The following is a 26,168-nucleotide window of genomic DNA, read 5'->3' on the forward strand; positions in this document are numbered from 1 at the left end:
TGTAAAAGGGTTCAATCAATTTGGTTAATGATGGCGATAATAAAAATTATCTGAACCCTTTTTCCTTTTCAAAATTAGGTATACAACATAAACCAAAAAACACAAATCTCATTATATGAAAACCACAAAATTAGTAATATGCATTATTGTGTGTACTTTACTCAGTTCGATTGTACAATCCCAAACTATTTCTAATAGCAGACCTATAACTAGTAATGGCGAATTTAGCACTCCCATTTGGTCTCCCGACGGACAGAAAATCCTGTTTACGGATCATCACAATGATGCATTATTTGTAGTTGACCTATCTAATAATAACATCAAAAAAATCAAAAATGGGCAAGGTATTGGATATCTTTCGAATTGGTCTGCAGACGGTAAAAGTGTCATCTTCAGAGAAAAACCAGAAGGAGGAACTTTTTCTGACATACAAGTAAAAAGTATCAATCTACAAACGAGAAAAGAAGCAACACTAAAAGATGTACATCCGAATAGTACTAAAACAAGGACATCTAACAAAAATCTTATCGTCTACATAAATCAAAAAACATTAAAGCTTGAGGCAAAAGAAGGTATCAATGGAAAACCTTGGATAATTAGCAAGGAAGATGGTCAGTTTTACCACCCTATTGTTTCACCTGATCAAAAATCTGTTGTTGTACATGATGGCCCAATAATATACAAGTACACAATTTACGGAGACCAAGAAAGAAAAGAATTAGGAGTTGGAATTGCCAGTGGATGGTTACCAGATAGTAAAGGTGTCATTTCTTTTGAAGATAAGAGTGAAGATGGACATAACGTAACAGCCTCAGATCTTTATTTTATTTCTACAATATCATTAAACAAAAAACAACTTACGTTTACCAAAGATCAAATAGAAATGTGGGGAGATGTTTCTCCGGATGGAAAGAGAATTGCCTTTTCTGATGAAAAATCAGGTAGGATTTTTATTGCTGATCTTAAATTTAAAAACTAAACCGATGAAAAATACATTCTCAAAAAATAATATTCTGTTTTGCGCTTTTTTTCTTTTTATCCTTTCTTTTTCGGCTAGTGCTCAGGTAGTAGTGATTGATCCAGGACATGGATATGCATCTAATGGAGTAACTGACCCAGATGGAAGAACAGATACAGAGCATGCCACTGCATTAGCTGTAGGGTTAAAGCTTCGTACTAAACTCCAGAATGGTTGTGGTAACTGGACTGTAAGAATGACAAGAACCACTCGAAATGGATGGATTTCGCTGACGCAAAGAAGAACCATGTCTAATAGTTGGAATGCAGATCGATTTATCAGCATTCACTGCAATGGCGGTGGTGGATCCGGAACAGAAACTTTTTGGTGCAACCGCAGCAATTCTAAAGACGCTGATAATAGTAAATTTTCTAAAGAAGTTCAAAATAGAATGGTCGAAAAAGGGCAATGGATCAATAGAAGATCAGTTGAAGATGCATCTTATATATTCCATCTCGGTGTTCTTACCAGTAATAATGCTATCGGTGTTCTTAGTGAGATTGGCTTTGTTGATTCTTCTGACAAATCAAAATTACTAAGCGATTCTTGGAGAAACAAATTTGCTGATGCTTATGTAGCTGCTTTAGAAAATAGTATCGGTAACTGCTCTGGCGGTGGTGGCGGTGGTGGCGGCGGCTCTTCTGATACCACTGCACCTACTACTTCGATTAGTGCTTCAGGAGGTAATACCCAAACCGGTAATTTTACCGCTAACTTTTCTGATAACGATAATGTAGGAGTAACACGTAAATTCTATCAGGCATTAGAAAAATACGGGGACAATTGGTATGCTAATAGAGGAAATGGATTCTTTAATGACAATTTTAATGTACTCTATTCCGGATATACTACCGGCGCAGGAAACTGGAACATCAACGATAAACACCTGAGACAATCCAATACTTCTTCCGATAATACAAAACTAAGTACCTATCTTTCTCAAAATTCAGGTTTACCATACCTATATGAATTTTCAGCTAAAACAATATCAACTTCCGGACCCCGTAAATTCGGGATCCATATTATGGCTAGTGATGCAACACAATCACAAAGAGGAAACTCATATCTCATTTGGTTTAGCGGTGAAGATAATAAAGTAAGAGTTTATGAAACTATCAATAATGTTTTGAACTTTAGAGCAATCGCAGACGTACCGCTTGATAATAAATGGGCGAATTACAAAATCACTTATAGTCCGGGATTTGGAGTACTGGAAGTATTTAAAAATAATCGCTCTGTTTTAAAATGGACTGATAGCTCTCCTATTAAAAACGGCAGTACTATATCATTGAGAACTAATAAAACAGTAGTAGAGTTTGATGACCTTAAAGTCTATAAATTTAGAGCGACGGGAACACAAGGAATTTCTGCAGGAACGGGAGTTACAAAGGATATTCGTAGAAGAAATGGAAAAGTAAAAAGCTTGGTAAGAGATGCAGTAGGTAATTGGTCTACTCCGGGAAACCTGGATGTAACCATCAGTTCCTTAACCAAAGAAAACCCAAATCTTCTGAATGACACTTATATTGAAACAAACGAAATTTCGATATACCCAAATCCTACAAATGGAAAAAACCTAAATATATCGTATCAAGCAACTTCTAATGAATCCACACTCATTCAGATAATTGATATTTCTGGTAAAATTTTAAAATCTATTGAAGATAAAGTAAAAGAAACTGGACCAAGAAATTTAAACTTAGGTGAATATGTTTCTTCCATACCAAATGGTAATTATTTTATAAAAGTTAGAAAAGGAAAGAATACAAACGTCTTTCAAATTATAAAAAAATAATTGTACCTACTATGCACGGTAATATCTACTACACCTTATGAATAAGGAGGTGTAGTAGATATAAAATTAATTCTTAGTAAACTCTTAAAATTCGTTCCATGAAAATCATCAATTATTTCATATTCATAACGCTATACATATTTTTAACAAATTCGGCATATAGTCAAGAAAAAGACCGTGACAATTTTAAAGGAGAAGATTATCAAGAGATTAGACTTCTATTTAACACTAAAAACATCATCGAAAAAAGTTCGAATCTTGATCAAAAAGCCACAGAAATATCAACGAATGAAACCGCTCAAGAATCACCTACTTTAATTCTTAAACCTCAGAGAATCAAAATAAGTGCGCCTAAACCTTTTATTGCAGCTCATACCTTGTGGCAAGGAACTAATCTATACAGAAATAATATAGTCCTTCACTATCGAATATCAAAGAATGGAAGAAATTGGTCACATTGGAAAGAGAGTAAATTTGATGGCCATTTTGAAGAAAATGGTAGAAAATTAGCTTCTGTAATGGAATTCTTAGAAGTCGATATACAATACATTCAATACAAAGTGACCTTTTTAGGAAAACAGAAAATAACAATTACGCAAACGACTTTAGGTCAATATAGCCCTGGAGACACTCCTGAAGAAATAAAAACGATCATACAAGAAAGCGGTAATCAAATTGCTAAAGCCTCCTGCTCAAAACCAACAGTTATATCCAGAAGTCAGTGGGGAGCAAGGAATCCTGCAAGTAGTTTTCCAACAACAATTGCAACACATTTAATTGTACATCATGAATTAGGTCCAAATTCCAGCAGTGATTGGGCAGCTAGAGTACGATCTGTTCAAAATTTTCATATGAACACAAGAGGTTGGTCTGACATAGGTTACAATTTTTTGATCTCCCCTACCGGTACTATCTATGAAGGAAGAGCGGGCGGCGATCGCGCACAAGGAGCACATTTCTGTGGAAAAAATGCAAAAACAATGGGGGTTTGTTTACTTGGAGATTATAGTAACAGCGGTACAAAACCAACCACAAATGCTCAAACTTCACTGAAGAAAATACTAGCATGGAAAGCAAATAAAGAAAACATCAACCCTACAGGGGCTTCATATCATTATTCTATTAATGCAAGTCTTAAAAACATTGCTGGACATCGTGATGGAGGTGCAAGTTGCTCATCCTGTCCAGGAAACGGAGGATATAGTATTCTAGGAAGCATAAGAACTGGAGTGAGTAATTTAATAGCTAATGACTGCGGCGGCGGCGGATCTGACACTACAGTTCCTACTACATCGATCAGCGCATCTGGAGGAAACACTCAATCTGGAGACTTTACTGCCAACTTTTCTGATAATGATAATGTGGGAGTAACTCGTAGATTTTATCAGGCATTAGAAAAATACGAGGACAATTGGTATGCTAATAGAGGAAATGGATTCTTTAATGACAATTTTAATGTACTCTATTCCGGATATACTACCGGCGCAGGAAACTGGAACATCAACGATAAACACCTGAGACAATCCAATACTTCTTCTGACAATACTAAATTAAGTACCTATCTTTCTCAAAATTCAGGTTTACCATACCTATATGAGTTTTCCGCTAAGACAGTTTCTACATCGGGTGCAAGAAAATTCGGAATCCATATTATGGCAAGCGATGCAACACAATCACAAAGAGGAAATTCATATCTTATTTGGTTCAGTGGTGAAGACAATAAGGTAAGAGTTTACGAAACAATTAATAATAATCTAAATTTCAGAGCAATTGCTGATGTTTCTCTAGATAATAAATGGGCAAATTATAAAATTACATATAGTCCCGGATTTGGCGTATTAGAAGTATTCAGGAATAATAAGTCTATTTTAAAATGGACTGACAGCTCTCCCATTAAAAACGGAAGCTCAATATCATTAAGAACCAATACGACCATAGTGGAATTTGATGATCTTAAAGTTTATAAATTCAGAGCAACAGGATCACAGGGTATTTCTGCGGGAACAGCCGTTACAAAGGATATTCGTAGAAGAAATGGAAAAGTAAAAAGTCTGGTAAGAGATGCTGCAGGTAATTGGTCTACTCCGGGAAATCTGGATGTAACCATCAGTACTTTAACCAAAGAAAATCAAGGCTTACAAGACGATACATTCGCTACGCAACTAGATATGATTATTTATCCAAATCCTACAGATGGCACTAATATTTTTCTTACATATCAAGCTCAAGCAAATACCACATCTAACATATCCATTCTCGATATCACAGGAAGGGTTTTAAGGTCATTTAATGAAACTGATAAAGAATCAGGAAGTAAAAGTATACCTCTTGATCAATATTTTTTGCCCCTGCAAAGTGGTCAATATTTTATAAAGATGCGTAACGGAAAAAATAGCTATATCTCAACATTGATAAAAAATTAGTAAGAAACTAGTTTTTTGTCAAAAAACCCTATCCAGCGCTTTAAGAAATGTTGGAATGGTTACTGTTATCGTTATCGAATGAAACGATACACTACGACCTATTTATAATATTCAAAATTTTAAATAATAATTATTAAAAAGAAAGGAGACTAACAATCAAATAAATAGTGAATACCAACTAATCACCACACAAAACTTTTAACCACTTAACATAAACTCATAAATTTTATAAAATGAAAAAAATAATTTCTTTGATTTTAGTGATCTCACTGCTTTTCTCTTGTTCTAACGAAAGTATTGAAGACAGTACAAATCTGACTCAAGAGAGTAACCAGAAGTTGCTTTCTGTGGAAAAAGTAAATGACTATATAGCTACTGAGCTTAAAGAAAACGGTGATTTAGATTGGACAAAAGCTCCTGCTTTAGTATTATGGAGTGCGGCAATACATTCTAATGGAGTCATTACTATTGGGTATGGCAATGAAGATGAAAATTTTTCAGAAAACCGCTCTCCAGAATTAATCGATGCTAAAGCCAATATTCTTGATGTGGTTAATTCTATAGAGCAATCAACTAAATCGAATACTGTGCAATATGATGACGATATTTTAAACTTTATAGAAGTAAAAGTTAGTAAGCTTGAAACGATCATAGCACTTCAGAAAACAGATAAAGTTCGATATATTGAACCTAGCTACTCTTCTTTTTTACCGAATGATAAAGAACGTAATTTTGGTTGTGCCACAGAAGGTAGAATTGTTAATCCAGAAGATTATAGGATAATTACTCCCAATGCCTGGTTACCTTGGTCATTTGACGTGCATAATATTCCTGCAGCCTGGGAATTTAGTACTGGAAGAAATATTACCGTTGGAGTTGTTGATTCTGGAATTTCACAGACTCAAAAATTCTTAGGAGAGGATTTTAACGATGGATTTTCAAATGGCAGAACTGTAGAGCAATATGGTACATTTGATGGTTCGATTTATGATGACTGCGGACACGGAACTGCAATGTCTGCAGCTATAGCATCTCCCCGTAATGATGATGCCATGCCGGTAGGAGTAGCATATAATAGTAACTTGGTAGTGTACCGAGGAACTGGTGATGTACTATTAGAAGGCAGTAAAGAACGTAAGGCGGTAAGTAAAGCAATTAGAGAACTAGGAGATAGATCCGATGTTAAGATAATATCCATGTCAATTGGATGGGTATGGACTGTAAGAAATATTAAAGATGCTGTGAAATATGCATACTCAAAAGACAAAATGATTATTGCTGCTGGTGGAACATCTACACAATTCACGAATTGGTATGCTGTAATATTCCCTGCTAGTATGAAAGAAACAGTTGCGGTTACTGGAATTAAAGAAAATGGTAAACGCTGTTTTGTATGCCACGATGGGAAAAAGATTGATTTTACTGTAGCAATGGAAAGAGATGCTGCTAATAATAGAACATTACCTGTTTTAGGATTTAGCTCAGACGTTAGAAATGTGGTCGGAGGATCATCTATCGCAACTGCTACCACAGCTGGTATAGCAGCATTAGTATGGGCTACAAATCCAAACATGACAAGGGAACAAGTACTGGATAAAATGCAAAAAGCAGGAGAATATTATCCAAATCGTAGCAATAAATATGGATACGGAAAAATCAATGTTTTGAAAGCCGTACAATAAACAATCACTGTTTACAAAAATGAGATTGCATATGCAATCTCATTTTTGTATCTAATAACTATAACAAAATAGTTAAATAATTACTTAACTAAAGTCTTCCCTTTATACTTCCATTCTGTAATCCCACCATCTAGGTCATAAATCTTAGTAAACCCCGCTTTTTTCATGTAAGAAGAACATTTACCGCTTCTTCCTCCACGACCGCAATATACAGCCACAGGTTTTGATTTATCTACTTCAGAGATTAAAGTCTCAAAGTTCTCATCACTAAAATCTATATTAATCGCACCTTCGATATGTCCTTCAGCATATTCTTGTGGTGTGCGCACATCTACCAGTTGTACTTTTTCCATTTCCAGTAGAGAATCCATTTCTTCAACCGTAATAAGCTCTACAGCAGTATCTTTAGTATTACTATCCGTACAACTAAACAATAGAATTGAAAGAACAACTACGGCTAATATTGTTTTGATTTTCATAAGTATGATTAGATAATGTTATTCAGAAACTTCGCCATCCCAATTCATAAAACCTCCGATTAAGTTATATGTAGTTCCGAAACCCATTTGATTCATCAAAGTACAAGCTTGTGCACTACGAGCTCCAGAACGACAATATACATAATAGTTTTTCGACTTATCCAGTTTCTCTACTTCATCGAGAAAACCCTGTCCCATACGTATATCAAGATTAAGCATGTTCGGGATAAAACCATCTTCTACTTCCTCTTCTGTTCTTACATCCAGAATTATTGCATTATTATCTTTAGAGATAAGATCTTTCCATTGATCTTGTGTTATATCTTCGGCCATTTTATATTTCCTATTTTTAAAATTGAACTTTTATCCATACAATTCCATACAATTCCATACAAATATAAGAGTCCTAAGCGAATTGTACGAAGTCATACATTCATTTATCCAAAAATATAATATTAGATATACTTATGCTTTTATACTGCAACCAATAGCTTTTGTAGTTTCAACTGGAATTTTTTCTCCTTTTAGTAAAGCATTAATCGCATCCTCTACATATTTTTGATCAGCTGATGAGGCATCTTTGTAATTATTATCGATTGCTCCAATGTACCTAACAACATTACCGTTTGAAGTCTTTTCCAAGATATATACATGTGGAGTTTTTGTAGCGCCATATTGCGGATAAATCTTTTGTCCATCATCAAACAAATAAGGAAATGTAAATCCTTTCTCCTTTGCTCTAACCTTCATATTATCGAAACTATCGGTAGGATATGCTTTAGGATTATTTGGATTAATTGCAATTACAGGATAACCTTTTGATTTGAAATTTTTATCTAATTCTATAATTCTATCTTCATAAGCCACAGAATATGGGCAATGGTTACAAGTAAAAATGACAATAAAACCTTTAGCATCTTTATAATCTGCTAAAGACACCATAGTATCATCAATATTCTTAAGTTTAAAATCCGTTGCAGCATCTCCTATTATATACCCTGCATCGATCTTCGATACATTAACTTTATCAATCGCAAATGCACTTACGGCTAGTACTAAAACAACCGCTACTAAAATCTTTAAAGTTTTCATTTGTTTGTTTTATTAAGTTTTACTTATTAGAATTGGAAACTCTTCCAAATATCATAATATCTTTTTCAGCTCTCTTTCTAATTCATCATATGTAAAAGATCGTTCATAAAAATTTGAAGTATTTCCTTTATATATAATAGTTGCAGGAATAGAACCTGACCAGTTTTCATTTACTTTTGGAATCCAACTATTAGCATCTGGATCATCTAATAATACAATTTTACTTTGTATCCGTTGTTTTCTAACAAAAGGAATTAATTTAGTTTCTACTTGATTAGGAAGATCCAGACTCACCAAAATCACCTCAACTTCATTATCTGGATATCTACTGTTAATAAGTTCGAAGTAAGGCAATTCTGCTACACATGGTTTACACCAAGTAGCCCAAAAATTAATAATTCGAGTTTTTCCATCATTAATACTCAGTAAATGTTCGAAATTTTTAAAATCATATACTGGTATTTCTACACCTTTGCCAGAAAAAACATTAGAAGCCTCTATCGCCACTTTCTGTTCCCCTTTACAATTTACCAATACTACGGTGAGTACTATATATAACATCCATTTCTGCATTACACTAATGTATTAAAACGCGTCATTACCCAAAAGGAAATTAACAAGGTTTATGTAATTCATAAAGAGAATTTTATGATTTCCACTTTTTTTTAATCAAACAATAATAATATTTAACAATAGTATTCATGAGAACTTTAACAAAGAATTAGTATCTATTTATTATTTCTTAAACATTCAATAATATACATTTGTATATACAAATATTGTACAAACAAATGAATATTGAAGATATCATTAAAACCAAAACGGAACTTCCGTTTTTCAGAAAAGCGATTGTAAATTTATTATATACTGAAAACTGGATAAGTGATCAGATAAATACTGAATTGAAAACTTATGATATCTCTATCCAACAATTTAATGTACTTAGAATTCTTAAAGGTCAAGAAGGTAAACCAGCAAACCTATCCACTATACAGGACAGAATGGTCAGTAAAATGAGTAACACCACAAGGCTGGTAGATAAACTCATTAAAAAAAATCTGGTTAAAAGAGTTACCTGCAAGTCTAATCGAAGAAAAGTAGAAATTACAATTACTGATCAAGGTTATAATTTTTTAGACGAAGTTAGCCCCGCTATGAATAATTTCGAAAAAAAGATAACATCCAATCTCTCACAAGAAGAACTAATTACACTAAACGATCTATTGAATAAACTTAGAAGTTAATTAAGTAAACACATTTATATAACCATTAATTTTAAAAATCATGAAAATCAAACTTAAATCATTATTCTTAGCATTCACTTTAATAGCTACTGCATCAATTTACGCACAACAAAAGCAAATCAATGCTTCAGAAAGTTCCATTAACTGGACTGGTAAAAAAGTTACAGGTGAGCATACAGGAACACTTAATTTCTCTAGCGGATTCTTGACTTTTGACTCTGATGTACTAAAAAGTGGAGAATTTGTAGTAGACATGACTTCTCTTGCAGTTACAGATCTCGAAGCTGGAAAGGGAAAGGAAAAACTAGAAGGGCATCTTACCTCGGATGATTTCTTTGGTGTTAAAAACCATAAAAACGCCAAGTTAGTTATAAAAGAAGCTACCAAAATGGATGGAGGTTATAAAATTACAGGAGACCTAACCATCAAAGGGAAAACGAATCCAATCACTTTTGATCTTGCTGTTAATGGTGGATCTGCTACTACAACTCTTGCTGTAGATAGAACAAAGTATGATATTAAATATGGTTCAGGAAGTTTCTTTGATAACTTAGGAGATAAAGCCATTTCTGATGAATTTGTATTGGAAGTAAATTTAAAAATGTAATTTTTTGTTTTTTGAATTACAATAAATTTATATCTTTGACTCAAGAAATTAGAAAATGAATTTAATCTTAACAAATACCTGGTGGTGGTCATCTTATAACGAAAACGTCGTGAGATAGCTCCTGTCATATAGTTAAGTAAACATATCAAAGGCTTGTCAAATCACGACAAGCCTTTTTTTTGTTCGAATAAATAAGGGGTTTTATAAATTATTAATATCAAAATGTAACATGAGTTATACATTAACCACACATTTCAAACAAATTCTTGCAGATACTATCACTCCAGTAAGTGTATATCTAAAAATAAGAGATCGTTTTCCTAATAGTTTGTTATTAGAAAATAATGATTATAGAGGTAGTGAGAACAGCTTTTCATATATCTGTTGCAACCCTATTGCTACCATTAAAATTGAAAATGAGATTATTTACGAATCGTTTCCTGATAAAACCCATAAGGAAACCCCGATAACCAATGATACAGATATCCCTCTTATTATAGAACAATTTGGACAGAAATTTAAAACATCTAAAAGTGACTTTAAGTTTATAAACAATGGACTGTTCGGTTATATTTCTTATGATGCAGTTCGTTATTTTGAAGATATTTCGATTTCAAAAAAAGAGGGAGGTCTAGATATCCCAGACATGCAATATACCGTTTATCAAAACATTATCGCTATCAGTAATTTCACAAATGAGGCTTGTATTTTTGCGCACTGCTATGAATCTGATAGTAATATTGATGAAATAGAATCTTTATTAAAAGTTAAAAACTTTGCATCTTATACCTTTACCACTGTAGACGAAACAACCTCTAACTTAGATAATGAGCAATATAAAGAACAGGTTGCTTTAGCTAAAAAACATTGTCAACGTGGAGATGTTTTTCAACTAGTTTTATCTAAACGTTTTTCTCAGAAATTTAAGGGAGATGAATTCAATGTTTACAGAGCATTAAGAAGTATTAACCCATCGCCTTACCTATTTTATTTTGATTATGGAGATTTTAAAATATTCGGAAGTTCACCAGAAGCGCAATTGGTAGTCAAGGATGAAATAGCCGAAATTCATCCAATCGCAGGAACTTTTAAACGAACCGGTAACGATGAACAAGATGCAGAACTAGCTAAAAAATTATCTGCAGACGAAAAAGAGAATGCAGAACACGTGATGCTGGTAGATCTTGCACGTAACGATTTAAGTCGTAATGGAAGTGAAGTTACAGTAGACACCTACAGAGAAGTACAGTTTTACTCACATGTGATTCATCTGGTAAGTAAAGTGACTGGCAAAAAACATAAGGACACGACAACGATGCAAGTAGTTGCAGATACATTTCCTGCAGGAACATTAAGCGGAGCCCCAAAACATATGGCCATGCAACTTATCGAAAAATACGAAACTGTAAATCGTGATTTCTATGGAGGCGCTATTGGTTTTATGGATTTTTCTGGAAACTTTAATCACGCCATTATGATTAGAACATTTTTAAGTAAAAATCACCAACTACATTGGCAGGCAGGAGCTGGATTAGTCAACGAATCAAACGAAGAAAACGAATTACAAGAAGTATACAATAAACTAGGAGCATTAACCAAAGCATTAAAACTAGCTGAAGAAATATAAGGAGCTAATAAACTCCTGAACAATAAGATGAAAAAAATATTAGTAATTGACAACTACGATTCATTTGTTTACAATCTGGTTCATTATTTAGAAGATCTAGGTTGTGAGGTAATCGTAAAACGTAATGACCAACTAACATTAGAGGAAGTAGCTCCTTTTGAAAAAATATTACTTTCACCAGGACCTGGAATTCCTGATGAAGCTGGATTGCTAAAAGAGATTATTAAAACCTATGCAAATACCAAGAGTATTTTCGGGGTTTGTCTTGGTCAACAAGCTATTGGAGAAGTCTTTGGCGGAAGCCTGATTAATCTAGATGATGTGTACCACGGTGTCGCAACCGAAATAAAACTCTCGGTATCAGACGAACTCCTTTTTCAAGGGCTTAATAAAACTTTTGATGTAGGACGATATCACTCTTGGGTAGTAGCGGATACTGATTTACCTTCTTGTCTGGAAGCAACTTCTTTTGATGAAAACGGACAAATCATGTCTCTACGCCATAAAGAACTAGATGTTAAAGGTGTACAATTTCATCCTGAATCTGTACTTACTCCCGATGGAAAAAAAATATTAGAAAACTGGATCAATAATTAGTTATAAAAATAATTATGGGAAGTTAGACACCTCCCTACCCCTCCTCAGGAAGGGAATTTTAATGATAAATAAATAAAACTCTACTGAACCCGAGTAAGAGTTCCTTCCCTTTGGGAGGCTAGGAGGGGCTGTTTATGAAGAATTTATTAAACCGATTAATTAATCACGAAACTATTTCTAAAGAAGAAGCTAAAGGTGTTTTAGTAAATATTTCTAAAGGATCTTATAACCAAAGTCAGATTGCCTCTTTTCTAACGGTATATATGATGCGAAGCATTACAGTAGATGAGTTAGAAGGTTTTAGAGACGCATTATTAGAACTTTGTGTTGCTGTAGATCTTAGCGAATATAATCCTATTGATCTTTGTGGTACCGGAGGAGATGGAAAAGATACTTTTAACATTTCTACACTTTCATCTTTTGTAGCTGCAGGAGCAGGTATCAAAGTAACCAAGCACGGAAATTATGGAGTTTCTTCAAAATGCGGTAGTTCTAACGTAATGGAACATTTAGGTATTAAATTCAGTAATGATAAAGATTTTCTAAAACGAAGTATTGACGAAGCAGGAATTTGTGTTCTGCATGCTCCCCTGTTTCACCCTGCAATGAAAAATGTAGCTCCTATACGAAGAGAATTAGGTGTGAAAACATTTTTTAATATGCTTGGACCAATGGTAAATCCTGCATTTCCCAAAAATCAAATCGTAGGCGTATTCAACCTAGAATTGGCTAGAATGTATGGGTATCTATATCAGAACACTGATAAAAACTTTACCATCATTCATGCATTAGATGGATATGACGAAATATCTCTTACAGGCAGCACTAAGACCATATCCAATAATACAGAAGGAATGTTAACTCCTCAAGATTTTGGAGTAAACACTCTAAAAATGGAAGAAATTGTAGGTGGAGATTCTATTGAGGAATCTGCAGCTATTTTCATGAACATATTAAACGGAAAAGGAACCGAGGCTCAAAACAATGTAGTTTCTGCCAATGCAGGTATGGCGATAGCAACGGTTGAAAATCTATCACCAATACAAGGATTCGAAAAAGCAAAAGAATCATTATTATCAGGTAAAGGATTAATAGCATTAAATAAAGTACAAGAACTAAGTAAGACAACATAATGGATGTAGTGGACAAAAAATTAGAAGAATTAACCGTGGAAGAATGGGGAGAGTTATTTCCGATAGAAATGGTTCGTCCTCAAGAAAATTGGGTTTCAATTTTTCAGGAAGAAAAACTTCTGATCGAAAAAACGCTGACCAAAACCGTAGTACTGGACATCCAACATATGGGGAGTACTTCAATCTCTAACCTAGCTTCTAAAGGAAGTATAGATATTCTAGTGGATATTCCTGCTACAATACTTTTTGATGAAGACATCATTCAACAAATGCAAAATATTGGTTATGAATATTGTCAACAAGGAGGTTATGGACCTGTATATATGATTTTTGCTAAAGGTTTTAACAGAGAAGGGAAAAAAGAACAACAATATTATGTTCATATGACACCAAAGAGTCATACCGAGCTATGGGATAGAATTTTTTTCAGAGATTACCTGAGAGAACATCCAGAGGTTGCAAAAAATTATGAAAATCTAAAACTAGATCTTGTTTCAAAATATAGTAAAGACAGAAGAAGTTTTACAAAAGGGAAAGCTGCTTTTGTAAAGGAAATAACAGAGTTAGCAAAAAACGGTGCGATAGATACCCGAAATTAATAATCAACTGGCAACGAAAAACTAATATGAACATACTAGATAAAATAGTAGCAGATAAATACAAAGAAGTTGAACTTAAAAAAAGTTTAATTCCTATTCAACAATTAGAAAATTCGGTACTATTCAATCGCCAAACTAACTCATTGGCTTTAGCTTTACGTAATAGTAAAACAGGAATTATCGCAGAACACAAGCGTAGATCTCCATCTAAATCGGTTATTAACCAAAGTGTTAGTGTTCAAGACGTAGCTACTGGATATCAGGAAGCCGGAGTTTGTGGAATGTCTGTATTAACGGATGGAAAATATTTTGGCGGTTCACTAGATGATTTATTACTTGCACGTGCCGCCTCAACCATGCCTTTACTTAGAAAGGAATTTATAATTGACGAATATCAATTATTAGAAGCTAAAGCATATGGCGCGGATGTTATACTATTAATAGCAGCAGTATTATCCAGAGATGAAATTAAATCATTATCAGAATTTGCAAAAAGTATATCACTAGATGTACTACTTGAAGTTCATAATCTGGAGGAACTTGAGAAATCAATTATGCCATCATTAGATATGCTAGGCGTTAATAATCGCAATCTTAAAACTTTTGACGTTAGTACAGATGTAAGTAAAGAACTAAGCAAACATATCCCAGATGATTTTATAAAAGTTTCGGAAAGTGGTATCAGTAGTATTGAAGCTATAAAAGAGCTACAACAATATGACTATAAAGGGTTTTTGATTGGTGAAAATTTCATGAAAACCGAAAATCCAGGAATTAGTGCAGTAGAATTCATCCAAAAATTAAAATAAACTAAAAAGTATGAATACAATCTTAGTAACAGGAGTCACAGGAAATATAGGTTCACATGTACTGTTTGAGCTCTTATTTGATTTGTATTCAAAGAATGAAGAGGCGATTATTTATGTTTTGATTAGAAAACAAAAAGATAAATCCGCTAAACAACGTCTAATCGATGAGGTGTTTACTGAACAACTTGTTCCAGAAAAAATCGCCCCTTTTTACAAAGAATATTTAGAGAAATATGTTAGAATAATTGAAGGAGATATTAATAGTTTTGTAATTCCGGAAGAAGCAGGAACTAGTTTAATAGTATATCATTTAGCAGCTTCTGTAAACCTGAGTAATACCGAAAAGGCTAAAAATGAAATAGCTCACGTCAATTATCTAAACACACAAGCTTTTTTTGATGCTATTAAACTTCGTACAAAAAAATTAATTTTTGTAAGTACTGCCTTTTCTAGGGGAGAAATAGCTGGCAAAATTACTGATGATTATCATTCTGTTTCAAGTTTCGATTTCAGGAACTTTTATGAGGCTTACAAAATGAAGGTTGAAAAACTAGTGTTACAAATTGCAAAAGAAAATAATTTTAGCTGCACAATTGCAAGACCTAGCGTAGTATCAGGTAGGCTTATTGATTTCCCGAAATATGTAAGTAGTAGATATATTGTCTTTTATTCAATCGGCGAGTTCTTTAAAAAGATGAAAAAAACATACCCGGAAATGGGAAAAATTAGAATGGCATTAAATATGGAAGGAGGACTTAATATCGTTCCTGTAGACTATGTTGCAAAAGGAATTGTTAGAGCCGCTGAGAGTAAAGAAGAACAGTTAAATATTACCTTAACCCAGAACGTTCCGACACATTATATCATTACTAGCATTCTAGAAAAATGTGGTGTAGAAATAGAATTAGTTCCTGAAGAGCCAAAAAATAAGACAACTATGGAAACATTGTTTTATAAAACCATCGGTTCTCAACTACTAAAATATTCTATCTCTGAAAAGCATTATTTTGAATCTAAATTAATACGAGAACTGCTTGTAGATATTGAAGAACCTAATATGAAGGATCACTTTAAAAAAGTGTATGATTTTGCACATGATATTAATTTTGATAACGCTAATATTACATTAGAACCAAACCTTTAACATCCAACAAAAGAAACATGAAACTGAAAGTTTGCGGAATGAAATATCAAAAAAACATCAAAGCAGTAGCTGGATTGCAACCAGACTATCTTGGATTTATTTTCTATGAGAAATCACCCAGAAACTTTGATATGGATATTCCTGAGCTACCGGAAACTATCAAAAAAACAGGAGTTTTTGTAGACGCATCAATTAATTTCATTTTAGAAAAAGTAAAAAAACATAACTTTAAGGCCATACAATTACATGGAAATGAATCTGCTGAATATTGTTATGAGTTAAGTAAAGCCATAAATAGACCTGACAGGTTTTCAAAACCTGTCAAGTCTGGAGACAACAGCAGCGAAATATTTAAAGTATTTTCTATCAAAAATGAATTCGATTTTGAGATACTCAAACCATACGAAGGCATTGTTGATTACTTCCTTTTTGACACAAAAGGAAAAGAAAAAGGTGGAAATGGATACACCTTTGATTGGAATGTTTTAAAGAACTATAATTCTACTACTCCATTCATCCTAAGTGGTGGAATTGGATTACAAGAAGTTGACAAAATAAAAGCAATCCTAGAAACAGATTTACCAATATATGCTATTGACGTTAATAGTAAATTCGAAATTGAGCCAGGATTGAAAAACATAAATGATTTAAAAGAATTTAAAAACTTATTATCTGTTGATTGTTAATTGATACCAAAACATCAATTATTAAACAGAAACTATAAACTGACACAAATGAGTTATCAAGTAAACGAAAAAGGATATTATGGTGATTTTGGAGGAGCTTACATCCCCGAAATGTTATATCCCAATGTAGAAGAATTAAGATCTACGTATCTGGATATCATGAATGAACCTTCTTTTAAAGAAGAGTTTGATCAATTATTAAGGGATTATGTAGGTCGTCCATCGCCTTTATATTATGCTAAACGGCTTTCAGAAAAATATAATACCAAAATATATTTAAAACGAGAAGATCTTAATCATACAGGCGCTCACAAAATAAACAATACGATTGGACAAATTCTTGTTGCCAAAAAACTAGGAAAAAACCGAATCATTGCAGAAACAGGAGCTGGACAACACGGAGTTGCAACTGCTACAGTTTGTGCATTAATGGGTATTGAATGTATCGTTTATATGGGTGAAATTGATATCAAACGTCAGGCACCTAATGTAGCCCGTATGAAAATGCTTGGTGCAGAAGTAAGACCTGCAAAATCCGGAAGTAAAACACTAAAAGATGCAACTAATGAAGCAATCAGAGATTGGATTAATAATCCTGTAGATACCCATTACATAATAGGTTCTGCTATTGGACCTCATCCGTATCCAGATATGGTAACAAGATTTCAATCCATTATTTCTGAAGAAATCAAGTGGCAACTAAAAGAAAAAGAAGGACGAGAAAATCCCGATTATGTTGTAGCTTGTATTGGTGGAGGGAGTAATGCAGCGGGAACCTACTATCATTTCTTAGACGAACCAAGTGTCGGAATTATTGCTGTCGAAGCAGCTGGAAAAGGAGTCAATAGTGGAGAAAGTGCGGCTACATCCCAATTGGGTAAAGAAGGAATCATTCACGGATGTAAGACACTATTGATGCAAACAACTGATGGACAAATTACAGAACCTTACTCTATTTCTGCAGGATTAGATTATCCTGGTGTAGGTCCATTACATTCACATCTATATAAGACAGGCCGAGGCGAGTTCTATTCCGTAACGGATGATGATGCAATGACTGCAGGATTAGAATTATCGCAACTAGAAGGAATTATTCCTGCTATAGAAACATCACATGCTTTAGCAATATTTAATGACAAAAAGTTTAAGCCCGATGACATTGTAGTGATAAGTCTGTCTGGACGTGGAGACAAAGATCTAAACACTTATATTGATTATTTTAAATTGTAAAAGAGTACAAAGTAATGAGTACATAGTATTAAGAACCAATTATTAGGTACTTCTTGCGTCTCACTCATTACTGAACACTTAATATTGAATACTTAGTACTATAAAACATGAACAGAATAAACACAGCTCTTAAGCAAGATAAAAAACTACTATCCATATATTTTACAGCTGGATATCCAGCATTACATGATACTAAAAAAATCATTCAAGATCTAGAAAAAAGTGGTGTAGACATGATTGAGATTGGATTACCATTTAGCGATCCTCTGGCTGATGGACCTACCATCCAAGAAAGTTCTACCACTGCTTTAAGAAATGGAATGACCACCAAGTTATTATTTGAACAACTTGCAGATATTCGTCAGTCCGTAAATATCCCCCTAATCATTATGGGGTACTTTAATCCAATGATGCAATATGGTGTCGAAGCTTTCTGTGCTAAATGCCAAGAAATTGGTATTGATGGATTGATAATACCAGATCTTCCAGTTGCAGAATATCATGAACAGTATCAAGAGACTTTTGAAAAATATGGATTGATCAACGTGTTTTTAATTACACCACAAACATCTGAAAAGCGAATTAGATTCATAGACAGTGTATCTAATGGATTCATATATATGGTTAGTTCTGCAAGCGTCACAGGATCAACATCTGGTTTCGGAAACACTCAAGAATCTTATTTTGAACGTATTGCAAACATGGATCTAAAAGCTTCGCAGATTGTAGGATTTGGAATTAGTGATAATGAAACGTTCACACAAGCAACAAAAACTGCGAAAGGCGCTATTATTGGTTCTGCCTTTATTAAGCACTTAACCCAAAATGGAGTTGAAAGTGTTGAAGATTTTATAAAAGAAATTAGATAATATTCATAAATTTCTAAATAAATAATTAGCTATAATTGTATATATTATAAACATACATTTAGAATTAATACAAACGATGACTCCAACTTTATTAATAAGCTTTATATCTATTCCTTTAATAATTGCTATAATTATCATTTTTGTTTTTATCAAATGGTTAAAACCTGATTTTTTACAATTCAGAAAAACCATCCAACAAAAACCAGAAGGATTACTTGATATTGATGATCGTTATAATGTAACTAAAATCGAAAAGGAAAAAGAATTAAACCGGTTATTGGACAAAATAAACAATCAAGGAATCGATAAACTCAGTAAAACAGAAAAAGAAAGATTAGAAGAATTATCTAAGTAAGATTATTATTCTTTTGTAAATAAATTATCTAGGAATTTTTCTAATTTTTCTCTTTTTATTTGTTGAACATTAAGTTTAAGTTTTGCAATAAAACCATATGAATCACCGTCAATTCCTACAGCACCAGAAATATACAGTTTACTTTTTTTATCTAATCGTATTTTATGGAGATCAATAATTGGGTACTTCAAGAAAATAGACGCAACCCCATTTACACCATAGTCAATATCTATATCTCCATTACTCAATAACCTTTTGATCAATATTTCGAACTCACTGTCCAAGCTCTTAGAAATAACAAACACTTCTCCTTCTTCATTAACTACAAAATCAGTATTATAAATATCTGTGTTATACCCCATTTTTCCAGAATCAAAAAATGATACATCCAGATTTCCTTTCTCTCCATATTTACGGATGCGATATACACCCTCAGTCTCATTTTCTATTTGAGATGTATATAGTTTTGAATTTGACAGAACAATATGATCAAAGGATTGATAATCTTCTTCTATAGTAAGACAATAAAGATTATTAGATGCCATTTGACTACTATCAAAACCCGCTAAATAAGTTGATTGCTCTTCCCCATTATCTACTGACTCAGAATATCCCAATAACAAATAGTTATTTTCCATTGCCGAACAATTTAATGTAAAATGATGATCATCATACAAACTAGATGACAATGTTTCTCCTATATCAGAAAGTTTTAGGATCGCTATTTTTTCTTCTTCTTTTGAAATACTAGAACCTCTAACTTTGGCTACCACAATTATCTCATCGCTAGATGATGCATAAATATATTGACCATAATTATCTTCTAAATTATCTAGTATATTCTTTTTGTATACTCCACCATGTCCAAATCTGTTATCAACACTTCCATCTTCATAAAATCCGTTTATAGAAATCATCCAGCTATGTCCATTCCAAAAATTAGATAATACTAAAATACTTCCGTCTGATTTAGCACTCATAGCCACTGGTATGGTATTTTGATTGTCTAAATTACTGGAAGTTATATTGAACTTAATATCCTTGGTACCATTCTTATACAGGCGTACCAGATTTTTCTTAGTATCTGCCTCATACAGGACGTTGATTTTGTTCTCTTCAATAACATCAAAATCAATAATATGAGAAGAAACCATTCCTAACTCTTTAAACAAGAATAATCCATTTCTGGAAAAGTCAGTATCTATCTGCTGAGCATAACAACTTGTTATCAGGTAATAGAAAAAAATTGGCAAGTAGTAAATTCTCATAGCGAAATATCGTAGTAACTTTGTTTAGTCACCTTCGCAAAAGAGGTATATTCAAAAAAAGAAGATTAGGGGGACAAAATAAACCTATACAATTTGTTTTACGTAATTAGCTTATTTTTAATCAGCGTCAAAAAAAAGAATTTATATACTATAATGCAAGATTTTTCTTAATAATAAAAAATTAATTTTGTTAACATATTCTAAATATAACCATATGAACAGACAAATCATATTTTTACTATCGTTTCTAATTTCTTCTACTCTTTTTGCTCAGGAAGACTTTTACAACCGTTTATCTGATGCTTCCTTATCATTAACTGCACAGAACGTAACATATGATCCTGCTTACTTTTCTATGAAATATCCTAATGGAGATGTGCCCAGTGACAAAGGTGTATGTACAGATGTAGTAATCAGAGCATATCGAAAGTTAGGAATCGATCTCCAAAAAGAAGTGCATGAAGATATGAAAGCTAATTTTGGTTTATATCCAAAAAACTGGGGATTATCAAAAACTGATAAAAATATTGATCATAGACGAGTTCCGAATCTTATGGCATTCTTTTCCCGATTTGGTAAGGTAAAATCTATTTCTAAAAAAGCACAGCATTATCTCCCTGGAGATGTTGTATGCTGGAGTCTAGGAGGTGGGCTCACTCATATTGGATTAGTAGTTGATAAAAAATCTGATGATCAACAACGATATTTAATCGTTCATAATATCGGTGGTGGACAAGTATTAGCCGATTGTTTATTTGACTATAAAATTATTGGACATTATCGGTATAAAAAGTAATCCTAAAATTAAGAATAATTAGCATTAGGATTACTCTTTTTAAAATCATTTAACACAATGACCAATCCGGATTTAATGTTTCATCTTCTCCTGCCTTTTTGGTTCTATACTGAATAGAATCTGGAATATCGGTTTTGGGAATATGAACATGCACGACAAAATTATCATTAGGGTGTTTATCTATTTGCTGTAATGCATCATTCAGCTGATCTTGTGTTTTTACTTCTAAACCAATACCTCCAAAAGCATCTGTAAGCTTAGCATATTTCCAATTATTCAAATCATTATAGGGATATACTTTGTTTAGATCTTCTTGAGGATAATCAATCTTATCTTTTCCTCTAAATGGATTAGGGTTGACTAGCATTTGCTCGATACCATATATCTTATTATCTAGTACAAAAACCACTGTATTCTGTTTTAAATGATGTTGTGTAGAAACTGCTTGACAGGTTTCTTGAAAAGCACCATCTCCCACAAACACTAATACTCTTTGATCAGGTGCTGCACATTTAACTCCTATCGCGGCAGGAACAGAATACCCTATAGACAACCAATTGGCTTGTGCTATAAATGTATTCGATTTACCTCTATGTAATCCCTGAGCTCCAAGTAAAGGGAATCCCGCGTCAACTACCACAGTATTAGAAGCTGTGATATAGCTATTCATTTTTGTAAAAAATCGATCATATGTTAACTCATCGGAAGTTTGAACTTGCAGTGATTTTTTAAGATTATTACTAATGGCAGCATCCATAGAGAACTTTTTAAAATTCTCTTTTCGCTGTATCAACTCCTCTCTAAGTTCATCAATAAATGCCTCCAATGACATATTTGCATAGAACTTTGCACCTACTCTAATTCCAGAATGATTAGCCAATACGGTATTATCATCCCAGATATTAAATCCCCCCAAGTTTTTGCCTGTTGTCCATGCGCCTATACCTATTTTAGATCCTGCTTTTGTAAATCTTTCATAAACATCATTAGGAGAAGCGTTTCCATTAAAAACACCCTTAAATAATGGATGATCCTCAGAAACAATGGATTTCCCCATAATAGAGGTTGTAAACTCGATATCCGTATCTTCTACAAGTTGTAAAAACTTCTTCTGAAGTCCTTTACGTTGAATCTCTACTCCGGCCCAAAAAATTGGTTTGTCTTTTGCTTCTATAAGATCTGCAGTAGCACTGGCTGCACTTTTTGCAGTGGATATACACAGATCACTATGTTTTCGGGTAATAGGGCGATCAGGAACATCACATTTTGATCGCCACACATCTTCAAAAACCTCTAAATACACTGGTCTACCATAACTAATCATAGCATTTAACACACCATCTATTTTATAAGGCGCTTCTCCTCCTCCTGTGACCTGTTCCGCAGCAACAGTTACATTCCGAAAAACATTAATATTACTATACATATCACCAGTCATATGAGAGGCCATCAACCCTTCTCCAAGGTTTTTTGATTGTTCTGCATTTGTCGGAGCTCCATTAATCACTAGTACAGGATTATGTTCTACATAAGAACCTGCAACAGGATTTAAAATACTAAATGCACCAACCCCGTAGGTAACACCAACTGCTCCGATTCCTTTTAATCGCGCATAAGCATCTACGCAATGTCCTGCATTTATTTCATTCGTATTTCCTATAATTTTAATTTTAGCCTTTGGATCCTCTATAATTGTATTTAGAAAAGGTGCTGAATAATTTCCTGCAACACCAAAAACTGTATCTAATCCAAGTTCTTCAAGACGAAGTTGCAGATATTTTGCTACTGTTATTTTACTCATTTTACCAGGTATTTAAAGTTCTACAGACGTTTCATTTACTTCTAATGCTGCACGAATACCAGATTCGATAGCACCTTCTATCCACGCATGCTTCAATGATGTGTGTTCCCCTGCAAAATGGGCTTTTCCATCCCATTCAGGTTTTTCTATAGCTCCCTGCAATAAATTTAATTGCCCTGGCGTAAAAATAGCTGCCTCTCCAAAAGCATATGGATTCTGCATCCAGGAAACAGTTGCTGCTCCTTTTATCCCATCTACATATTCTGGATTTTCTGGTAAATCTGGATTGAAAACAGATAAAGATTTAATTCTTCTTTGTTCATCTAAATCCTCTGGTGCGTGTGCTGCAGCAATGTTATCCAATGCATATATATAACGGTCTTTATGACTCATAGAATCCCACTTTCTGGCGTCATCTGCCCAACAATAACAAGCTAACATTAATCCATTCCCTTCTCTATTAATATGCTGACTTGGATAATAAATAAAACGATTAGATAAATCGGTAATGGTTCCTCCTCCCACAATATTATATGGATCTTTTTCCCACCATCGCTCTGTAAATTCAATCAACACTTTAGTGGCAGAATCATAATGAAGCTCTCGAACTGCTTTTCTTTTATCTTGTGAAAATTTAGGCCATACATGTACCATTCTAAATGCAGAAAATGGTATCGTCACAATAACCTCATCAAATTCCATCTCGCTTACAGGTACTTCTTGCTTTGTAAACCCTATCTTTTCGTAATAAGACGAATCTCTCTTGATTTCTATTTCTGTAGAGATCCTTACTTTTCCGTTTCTTAGATAGAGATCAGTCATCTTGGTATCAAGATGTGTAATTTCTGCTAATTCGTGTTTTTTATAAAAGGACTCTGTAATAACATCTGTCCCTCCCACTACTTGCCAGAATACGGTATCATTTTTAATGATATTAGCTTCGATAAAACTTTGCAAGAAATCGTAAGACATCCGCGATTCCAGATTCTGTATTACGGCTATCATCTCTATCGCATTCTCAGAATAATTGGTAAATTCTTTTAGAAAACGTCTCATAGAATATTCTCCTAATTTTTCTATTAGTTTTGGCCAGTTTGCAACTGGATCAATAGCTATAAAATCCTTAAGCGGTTGCAACGCATTATTTAACAACACATTGGCTGCTATATTTTCATCAGGAATATTTGGGTCTTTATTAGTTTGCACATGATAGTGCAGTAATTTATTAATATCCGCATCTTTTTTATAATACTCTTTTTGAACTACTTGTTGATAATTAACGAATAAGAATGAATTGAATGTTTTCTTTGGAAATACATCACTCTCTTTTTCATAATTTACATAATTCTGTTCTTTATTTTTTAATGCTTCTTTTTTGTCAACAGAAACGTAATAAAAAGGTTCCAAGGGAACTTCCAGTTGTTTGCAATACTCAAGTATCATATTATGAAAATTAGGTAATCGCATTGCTCCTGCCTCTGCATACAATGAATCGTCTTCCCAATACTTCTTGATTTTTGTATTCCTGAAAGTCTTAACTCTTCCCCCAATACGGGTATTTGCTTCTACGATTGTAACATTATGTCCTGCTCCTCTTAAAATAGATGCCGCAACCATTCCTGCCATTCCAGCTCCAACAACTAACACATCTTTTTTCTTCCCTTTGGCTTTAGGGAATCCTGTTTTAATATATTCTAAATATTTCTGAACAATTGGATCATTGTTTTCATCTAATAAACTATGTAAGTATGTTTCCATATAAAGTAATTTTAGTGCGGTGATAACCACTAGAGTTAGTCTGATTCGCTATGATTAAGCACACTAAATTACCTTATATATGAACAAAATGAAATAGGGGTTTATACTTGAAATTAAGGAGAATTCAGTTAAAAAAAACCACTGTACTGCATCACTCTAAAATCAATAGTATTGAATGTAGGGTTTTGATTTTTCTGGTCCTTATAGGATTGTAAACTTCCAATAGATCTATTTGCTGCTCCAGAAGGTGCTGTTAGCGACACCGTTTTTATTGTTCTTTCTTCTAACTGAAAGCTGTGTATTCTGGGAATGTTATTAGACACCAATGCTAATTGTAATTGGTAATTTTTAAGATGTTTTCTAAAGAAATATTCCGGGCCATTTTTACTATTACCGCCTGTAAATAGAAGTGTATCGATTTTAGGATACTGATGCAAATATGATACTACATCTCTAAGTTCTATGTATTGCATTCCCAGGTCTGAAGCATCAATTTTATCTCGTTTACAACTATGCACGATATCACAAACTCCTATTCCTCTGGATGCTAAGAAATTCTTACGTTGCGCTACAGCTTCCTCAGTGGTTTTGAATTTTAGTTTTAAGTCAAAAATACGATCCAAAACTGGCCATAGCAATCCGCTAATACTGCCATAACAAAAATCAACGTCTCCTTTTTTTAGTTCTCCTGAAGTAAAGCGTGGTGGCGGCAAAGTTCCTACTATTAATTTAGTAGCTCCCTCAGGAAAAAAAGGTTCGTATGGATGGGTGTGTTGGAACAATACGGAATAACGATTTATGAATTATGAGTTACGAAGGTAGCAAGATTTATGAAATAGTAGTGAGTATTAAGTAATGAGTACAAAGTAGTAAGAAGTTAATGAGTGGTGAGTTTGTGAGGAATGAGAAGACAGGAGTAAAGAAGTTAGCGAGGACTGAGGCTCTCGAAGTCCGAAGTCCGAAGTCCGAAACCCAATCCCCAAAACCAACAACCCATAATCACACTAACACCCAGCACAATCAAAGTAGCTACTCCATAGAATCACTACACAATTTTGTTATATGGGGAATTTTACGCTATTTTTAGAATCTATATAAAAATTAACCGCAGAATTAAACGTTTATTATACGTTTGTAATCGTTTATAATTGAATAT

Annotated in this window: 25 protein-coding genes; 17 read left to right on the top strand and 8 right to left on the bottom strand. The window is 33.5% G+C overall.

The window, feature by feature from the left end; all coding sequences use genetic code 11:
- Window positions 1-115 precede the first annotated feature (115 nt).
- The 4 genes from Q0921_RS12700 to Q0921_RS12715 all read left to right on the top strand — a co-directional run bounded on the left by Q0921_RS12700 (window position 116) and on the right by Q0921_RS12715 (window position 6,918).
- Window positions 116-979, top strand: a complete 864-nt coding sequence (locus tag Q0921_RS12700; protein WP_299257377.1) for a hypothetical protein — start codon at window positions 116-118, stop codon at window positions 977-979.
- A 4-nt stretch (window positions 980-983) separates the two neighbouring features.
- Window positions 984-2,813, top strand: a complete 1,830-nt coding sequence (locus tag Q0921_RS12705; protein WP_299257379.1) for an N-acetylmuramoyl-L-alanine amidase — start codon at window positions 984-986, stop codon at window positions 2,811-2,813.
- Window positions 2,814-2,911: 98 nt separating this feature from the next.
- Entirely contained in the window at window positions 2,912-5,236 is a 2,325-nt protein-coding gene (locus Q0921_RS12710) for an N-acetylmuramoyl-L-alanine amidase (protein ID WP_299257381.1), read from the top strand.
- A 233-nt stretch (window positions 5,237-5,469) separates the two neighbouring features.
- The gene (locus Q0921_RS12715; protein ID WP_299257384.1) at window positions 5,470-6,918 is read left to right on the top strand and encodes a S8/S53 family peptidase; all 1,449 of its coding nucleotides are present in this window, start codon (window positions 5,470-5,472) and stop codon (window positions 6,916-6,918) included.
- Window positions 6,919-6,998: 80 nt separating this feature from the next.
- On the opposite strand, the gene Q0921_RS12720 is transcribed toward Q0921_RS12715, so the two are convergent.
- The 4 genes from Q0921_RS12720 to Q0921_RS12735 all read right to left on the bottom strand — a co-directional run bounded on the left by Q0921_RS12720 (window position 6,999) and on the right by Q0921_RS12735 (window position 9,062).
- The gene (locus Q0921_RS12720) at window positions 6,999-7,397 is read right to left on the bottom strand and encodes a rhodanese-like domain-containing protein (RefSeq protein WP_299257388.1); all 399 of its coding nucleotides are present in this window, start codon (window positions 7,395-7,397) and stop codon (window positions 6,999-7,001) included.
- Window positions 7,398-7,415: 18 nt separating this feature from the next.
- Window positions 7,416-7,730, bottom strand: coding sequence for a rhodanese-like domain-containing protein (locus tag Q0921_RS12725; RefSeq protein ID WP_299257390.1), 315 nt, complete (start codon window positions 7,728-7,730; stop codon window positions 7,416-7,418).
- A gap of 132 nt (window positions 7,731-7,862) precedes the next feature.
- Window positions 7,863-8,489 carry a thioredoxin family protein gene (locus Q0921_RS12730; protein WP_299257391.1) on the bottom strand — a complete coding sequence of 209 codons (627 nt, stop codon included), beginning with the start codon at window positions 8,487-8,489 and terminating at the stop codon, window positions 7,863-7,865.
- A 51-nt stretch (window positions 8,490-8,540) separates the two neighbouring features.
- Window positions 8,541-9,062 (bottom strand): TlpA disulfide reductase family protein, encoded by a 522-nt coding sequence (locus Q0921_RS12735; RefSeq protein WP_299257392.1) that lies wholly within the window; start codon window positions 9,060-9,062, stop codon window positions 8,541-8,543.
- 218 nt (window positions 9,063-9,280) lie between these two features.
- Between Q0921_RS12735 and Q0921_RS12740 the strand changes: the two genes are divergently transcribed.
- The 12 genes from Q0921_RS12740 (at window position 9,281) to Q0921_RS12795 (ending at window position 19,389) form a co-directional block, all read left to right on the top strand.
- A complete protein-coding gene (locus Q0921_RS12740; RefSeq protein ID WP_299257393.1) occupies window positions 9,281-9,733 on the top strand; it encodes a MarR family winged helix-turn-helix transcriptional regulator in 453 nt (150 codons plus the stop codon).
- Window positions 9,734-9,773: 40 nt separating this feature from the next.
- Window positions 9,774-10,340, top strand: coding sequence for a YceI family protein (locus Q0921_RS12745; protein WP_299257394.1), 567 nt, complete (start codon window positions 9,774-9,776; stop codon window positions 10,338-10,340).
- 229 nt (window positions 10,341-10,569) lie between these two features.
- Window positions 10,570-11,967, top strand: coding sequence for an anthranilate synthase component I family protein (locus Q0921_RS12750; protein ID WP_299257396.1), 1,398 nt, complete (start codon window positions 10,570-10,572; stop codon window positions 11,965-11,967).
- A gap of 27 nt (window positions 11,968-11,994) precedes the next feature.
- Complete coding sequence (locus Q0921_RS12755) at window positions 11,995-12,564, top strand: aminodeoxychorismate/anthranilate synthase component II (RefSeq protein WP_299257398.1); 570 nt, start codon at window positions 11,995-11,997, stop codon at window positions 12,562-12,564.
- 134 nt (window positions 12,565-12,698) lie between these two features.
- The gene (trpD, locus tag Q0921_RS12760; RefSeq protein ID WP_299257400.1) at window positions 12,699-13,697 is read left to right on the top strand and encodes an anthranilate phosphoribosyltransferase; all 999 of its coding nucleotides are present in this window, start codon (window positions 12,699-12,701) and stop codon (window positions 13,695-13,697) included.
- 8 nt (window positions 13,698-13,705) lie between these two features.
- The gene (locus Q0921_RS12765) at window positions 13,706-14,296 is read left to right on the top strand and encodes a GrpB family protein (RefSeq protein WP_299257402.1); all 591 of its coding nucleotides are present in this window, start codon (window positions 13,706-13,708) and stop codon (window positions 14,294-14,296) included.
- A 26-nt stretch (window positions 14,297-14,322) separates the two neighbouring features.
- Window positions 14,323-15,105, top strand: a complete 783-nt coding sequence (trpC, locus tag Q0921_RS12770) for an indole-3-glycerol phosphate synthase TrpC (protein WP_299257404.1) — start codon at window positions 14,323-14,325, stop codon at window positions 15,103-15,105.
- A gap of 10 nt (window positions 15,106-15,115) precedes the next feature.
- Window positions 15,116-16,249 (top strand): SDR family oxidoreductase, encoded by a 1,134-nt coding sequence (locus Q0921_RS12775; RefSeq protein ID WP_299257406.1) that lies wholly within the window; start codon window positions 15,116-15,118, stop codon window positions 16,247-16,249.
- Between the two features lie 17 nt (window positions 16,250-16,266).
- Window positions 16,267-16,935, top strand: coding sequence for a phosphoribosylanthranilate isomerase (locus Q0921_RS12780; RefSeq protein WP_299257408.1), 669 nt, complete (start codon window positions 16,267-16,269; stop codon window positions 16,933-16,935).
- Between the two features lie 48 nt (window positions 16,936-16,983).
- Window positions 16,984-18,165 carry a tryptophan synthase subunit beta gene (gene trpB / locus Q0921_RS12785; RefSeq protein WP_299257410.1) on the top strand — a complete coding sequence of 394 codons (1,182 nt, stop codon included), beginning with the start codon at window positions 16,984-16,986 and terminating at the stop codon, window positions 18,163-18,165.
- 107 nt (window positions 18,166-18,272) lie between these two features.
- Window positions 18,273-19,034 carry a tryptophan synthase subunit alpha gene (gene trpA / locus Q0921_RS12790; RefSeq protein ID WP_299257412.1) on the top strand — a complete coding sequence of 254 codons (762 nt, stop codon included), beginning with the start codon at window positions 18,273-18,275 and terminating at the stop codon, window positions 19,032-19,034.
- 76 nt (window positions 19,035-19,110) lie between these two features.
- On the top strand, window positions 19,111-19,389 hold the full coding sequence (locus tag Q0921_RS12795) for a DUF6576 domain-containing protein (RefSeq protein ID WP_299257414.1): 279 nt from the start codon (window positions 19,111-19,113) through the stop codon (window positions 19,387-19,389).
- Between the two features lie 5 nt (window positions 19,390-19,394).
- On the opposite strand, the gene Q0921_RS12800 is transcribed toward Q0921_RS12795, so the two are convergent.
- Window positions 19,395-20,657 carry a hypothetical protein gene (locus tag Q0921_RS12800; protein WP_299257416.1) on the bottom strand — a complete coding sequence of 421 codons (1,263 nt, stop codon included), beginning with the start codon at window positions 20,655-20,657 and terminating at the stop codon, window positions 19,395-19,397.
- Window positions 20,658-20,871: 214 nt separating this feature from the next.
- Here Q0921_RS12800 and Q0921_RS12805 point away from each other — a divergent pair, with 214 nt between their 5' ends.
- Window positions 20,872-21,453, top strand: a complete 582-nt coding sequence (locus tag Q0921_RS12805; protein ID WP_299257418.1) for a DUF1287 domain-containing protein — start codon at window positions 20,872-20,874, stop codon at window positions 21,451-21,453.
- A 49-nt stretch (window positions 21,454-21,502) separates the two neighbouring features.
- Here the strand turns inward: Q0921_RS12805 and Q0921_RS12810 are convergent, their stop codons facing one another.
- From Q0921_RS12810 to Q0921_RS12820, 3 genes are all read right to left on the bottom strand, one after another.
- Window positions 21,503-23,254 carry a thiamine pyrophosphate-dependent enzyme gene (locus Q0921_RS12810; protein ID WP_299257420.1) on the bottom strand — a complete coding sequence of 584 codons (1,752 nt, stop codon included), beginning with the start codon at window positions 23,252-23,254 and terminating at the stop codon, window positions 21,503-21,505.
- A gap of 12 nt (window positions 23,255-23,266) precedes the next feature.
- Entirely contained in the window at window positions 23,267-25,012 is a 1,746-nt protein-coding gene (locus Q0921_RS12815; RefSeq protein WP_299257422.1) for an FAD-dependent oxidoreductase, read from the bottom strand.
- A 128-nt stretch (window positions 25,013-25,140) separates the two neighbouring features.
- Window positions 25,141-25,794, bottom strand: a complete 654-nt coding sequence (locus Q0921_RS12820) for a uracil-DNA glycosylase family protein (RefSeq protein ID WP_299257426.1) — start codon at window positions 25,792-25,794, stop codon at window positions 25,141-25,143.
- Window positions 25,795-26,168 lie beyond the last annotated feature (374 nt).

The organism is uncultured Aquimarina sp., assembly GCF_947496855.1.
GTDB lineage: Bacteria > Bacteroidota > Bacteroidia > Flavobacteriales > Flavobacteriaceae > Aquimarina.

Bases quoted from the DNA above. Each gene is read 5' to 3' on its own strand.
- trpA (WP_299257412.1), top strand. From the start codon at position 18,273: ATGAACAGAATAAACACAGCTCTTAAGCAAGATAAAAAACTACTATCC.
- trpC (WP_299257404.1), top strand. From the start codon at position 14,323: ATGAACATACTAGATAAAATAGTAGCAGATAAATACAAAGAAGTTGAA.
- Q0921_RS12815 (WP_299257422.1), bottom strand. From the start codon at position 25,012: ATGGAAACATACTTACATAGTTTATTAGATGAAAACAATGATCCAATT.
- Q0921_RS12740 (WP_299257393.1), top strand. From the start codon at position 9,281: ATGAATATTGAAGATATCATTAAAACCAAAACGGAACTTCCGTTTTTC.
- Q0921_RS12750 (WP_299257396.1), top strand. From the start codon at position 10,570: ATGAGTTATACATTAACCACACATTTCAAACAAATTCTTGCAGATACT.
- Q0921_RS12715 (WP_299257384.1), top strand. From the start codon at position 5,470: ATGAAAAAAATAATTTCTTTGATTTTAGTGATCTCACTGCTTTTCTCT.
- Q0921_RS12795 (WP_299257414.1), top strand. From the start codon at position 19,111: ATGACTCCAACTTTATTAATAAGCTTTATATCTATTCCTTTAATAATT.
- trpD (WP_299257400.1), top strand. From the start codon at position 12,699: ATGAAGAATTTATTAAACCGATTAATTAATCACGAAACTATTTCTAAA.
- trpB (WP_299257410.1), top strand. From the start codon at position 16,984: ATGAGTTATCAAGTAAACGAAAAAGGATATTATGGTGATTTTGGAGGA.
- Q0921_RS12705 (WP_299257379.1), top strand. From the start codon at position 984: ATGAAAAATACATTCTCAAAAAATAATATTCTGTTTTGCGCTTTTTTT.
- Q0921_RS12780 (WP_299257408.1), top strand. From the start codon at position 16,267: ATGAAACTGAAAGTTTGCGGAATGAAATATCAAAAAAACATCAAAGCA.
- Q0921_RS12735 (WP_299257392.1), bottom strand. From the start codon at position 9,062: ATGCAGAAATGGATGTTATATATAGTACTCACCGTAGTATTGGTAAAT.
- Q0921_RS12800 (WP_299257416.1), bottom strand. From the start codon at position 20,657: ATGAGAATTTACTACTTGCCAATTTTTTTCTATTACCTGATAACAAGT.
- Q0921_RS12720 (WP_299257388.1), bottom strand. From the start codon at position 7,397: ATGAAAATCAAAACAATATTAGCCGTAGTTGTTCTTTCAATTCTATTG.
- Q0921_RS12775 (WP_299257406.1), top strand. From the start codon at position 15,116: ATGAATACAATCTTAGTAACAGGAGTCACAGGAAATATAGGTTCACAT.
- Q0921_RS12725 (WP_299257390.1), bottom strand. From the start codon at position 7,730: ATGGCCGAAGATATAACACAAGATCAATGGAAAGATCTTATCTCTAAA.
- Q0921_RS12810 (WP_299257420.1), bottom strand. From the start codon at position 23,254: ATGAGTAAAATAACAGTAGCAAAATATCTGCAACTTCGTCTTGAAGAA.
- Q0921_RS12730 (WP_299257391.1), bottom strand. From the start codon at position 8,489: ATGAAAACTTTAAAGATTTTAGTAGCGGTTGTTTTAGTACTAGCCGTA.
- Q0921_RS12805 (WP_299257418.1), top strand. From the start codon at position 20,872: ATGAACAGACAAATCATATTTTTACTATCGTTTCTAATTTCTTCTACT.
- Q0921_RS12710 (WP_299257381.1), top strand. From the start codon at position 2,912: ATGAAAATCATCAATTATTTCATATTCATAACGCTATACATATTTTTA.
- Q0921_RS12745 (WP_299257394.1), top strand. From the start codon at position 9,774: ATGAAAATCAAACTTAAATCATTATTCTTAGCATTCACTTTAATAGCT.
- Q0921_RS12755 (WP_299257398.1), top strand. From the start codon at position 11,995: ATGAAAAAAATATTAGTAATTGACAACTACGATTCATTTGTTTACAAT.
- Q0921_RS12700 (WP_299257377.1), top strand. From the start codon at position 116: ATGAAAACCACAAAATTAGTAATATGCATTATTGTGTGTACTTTACTC.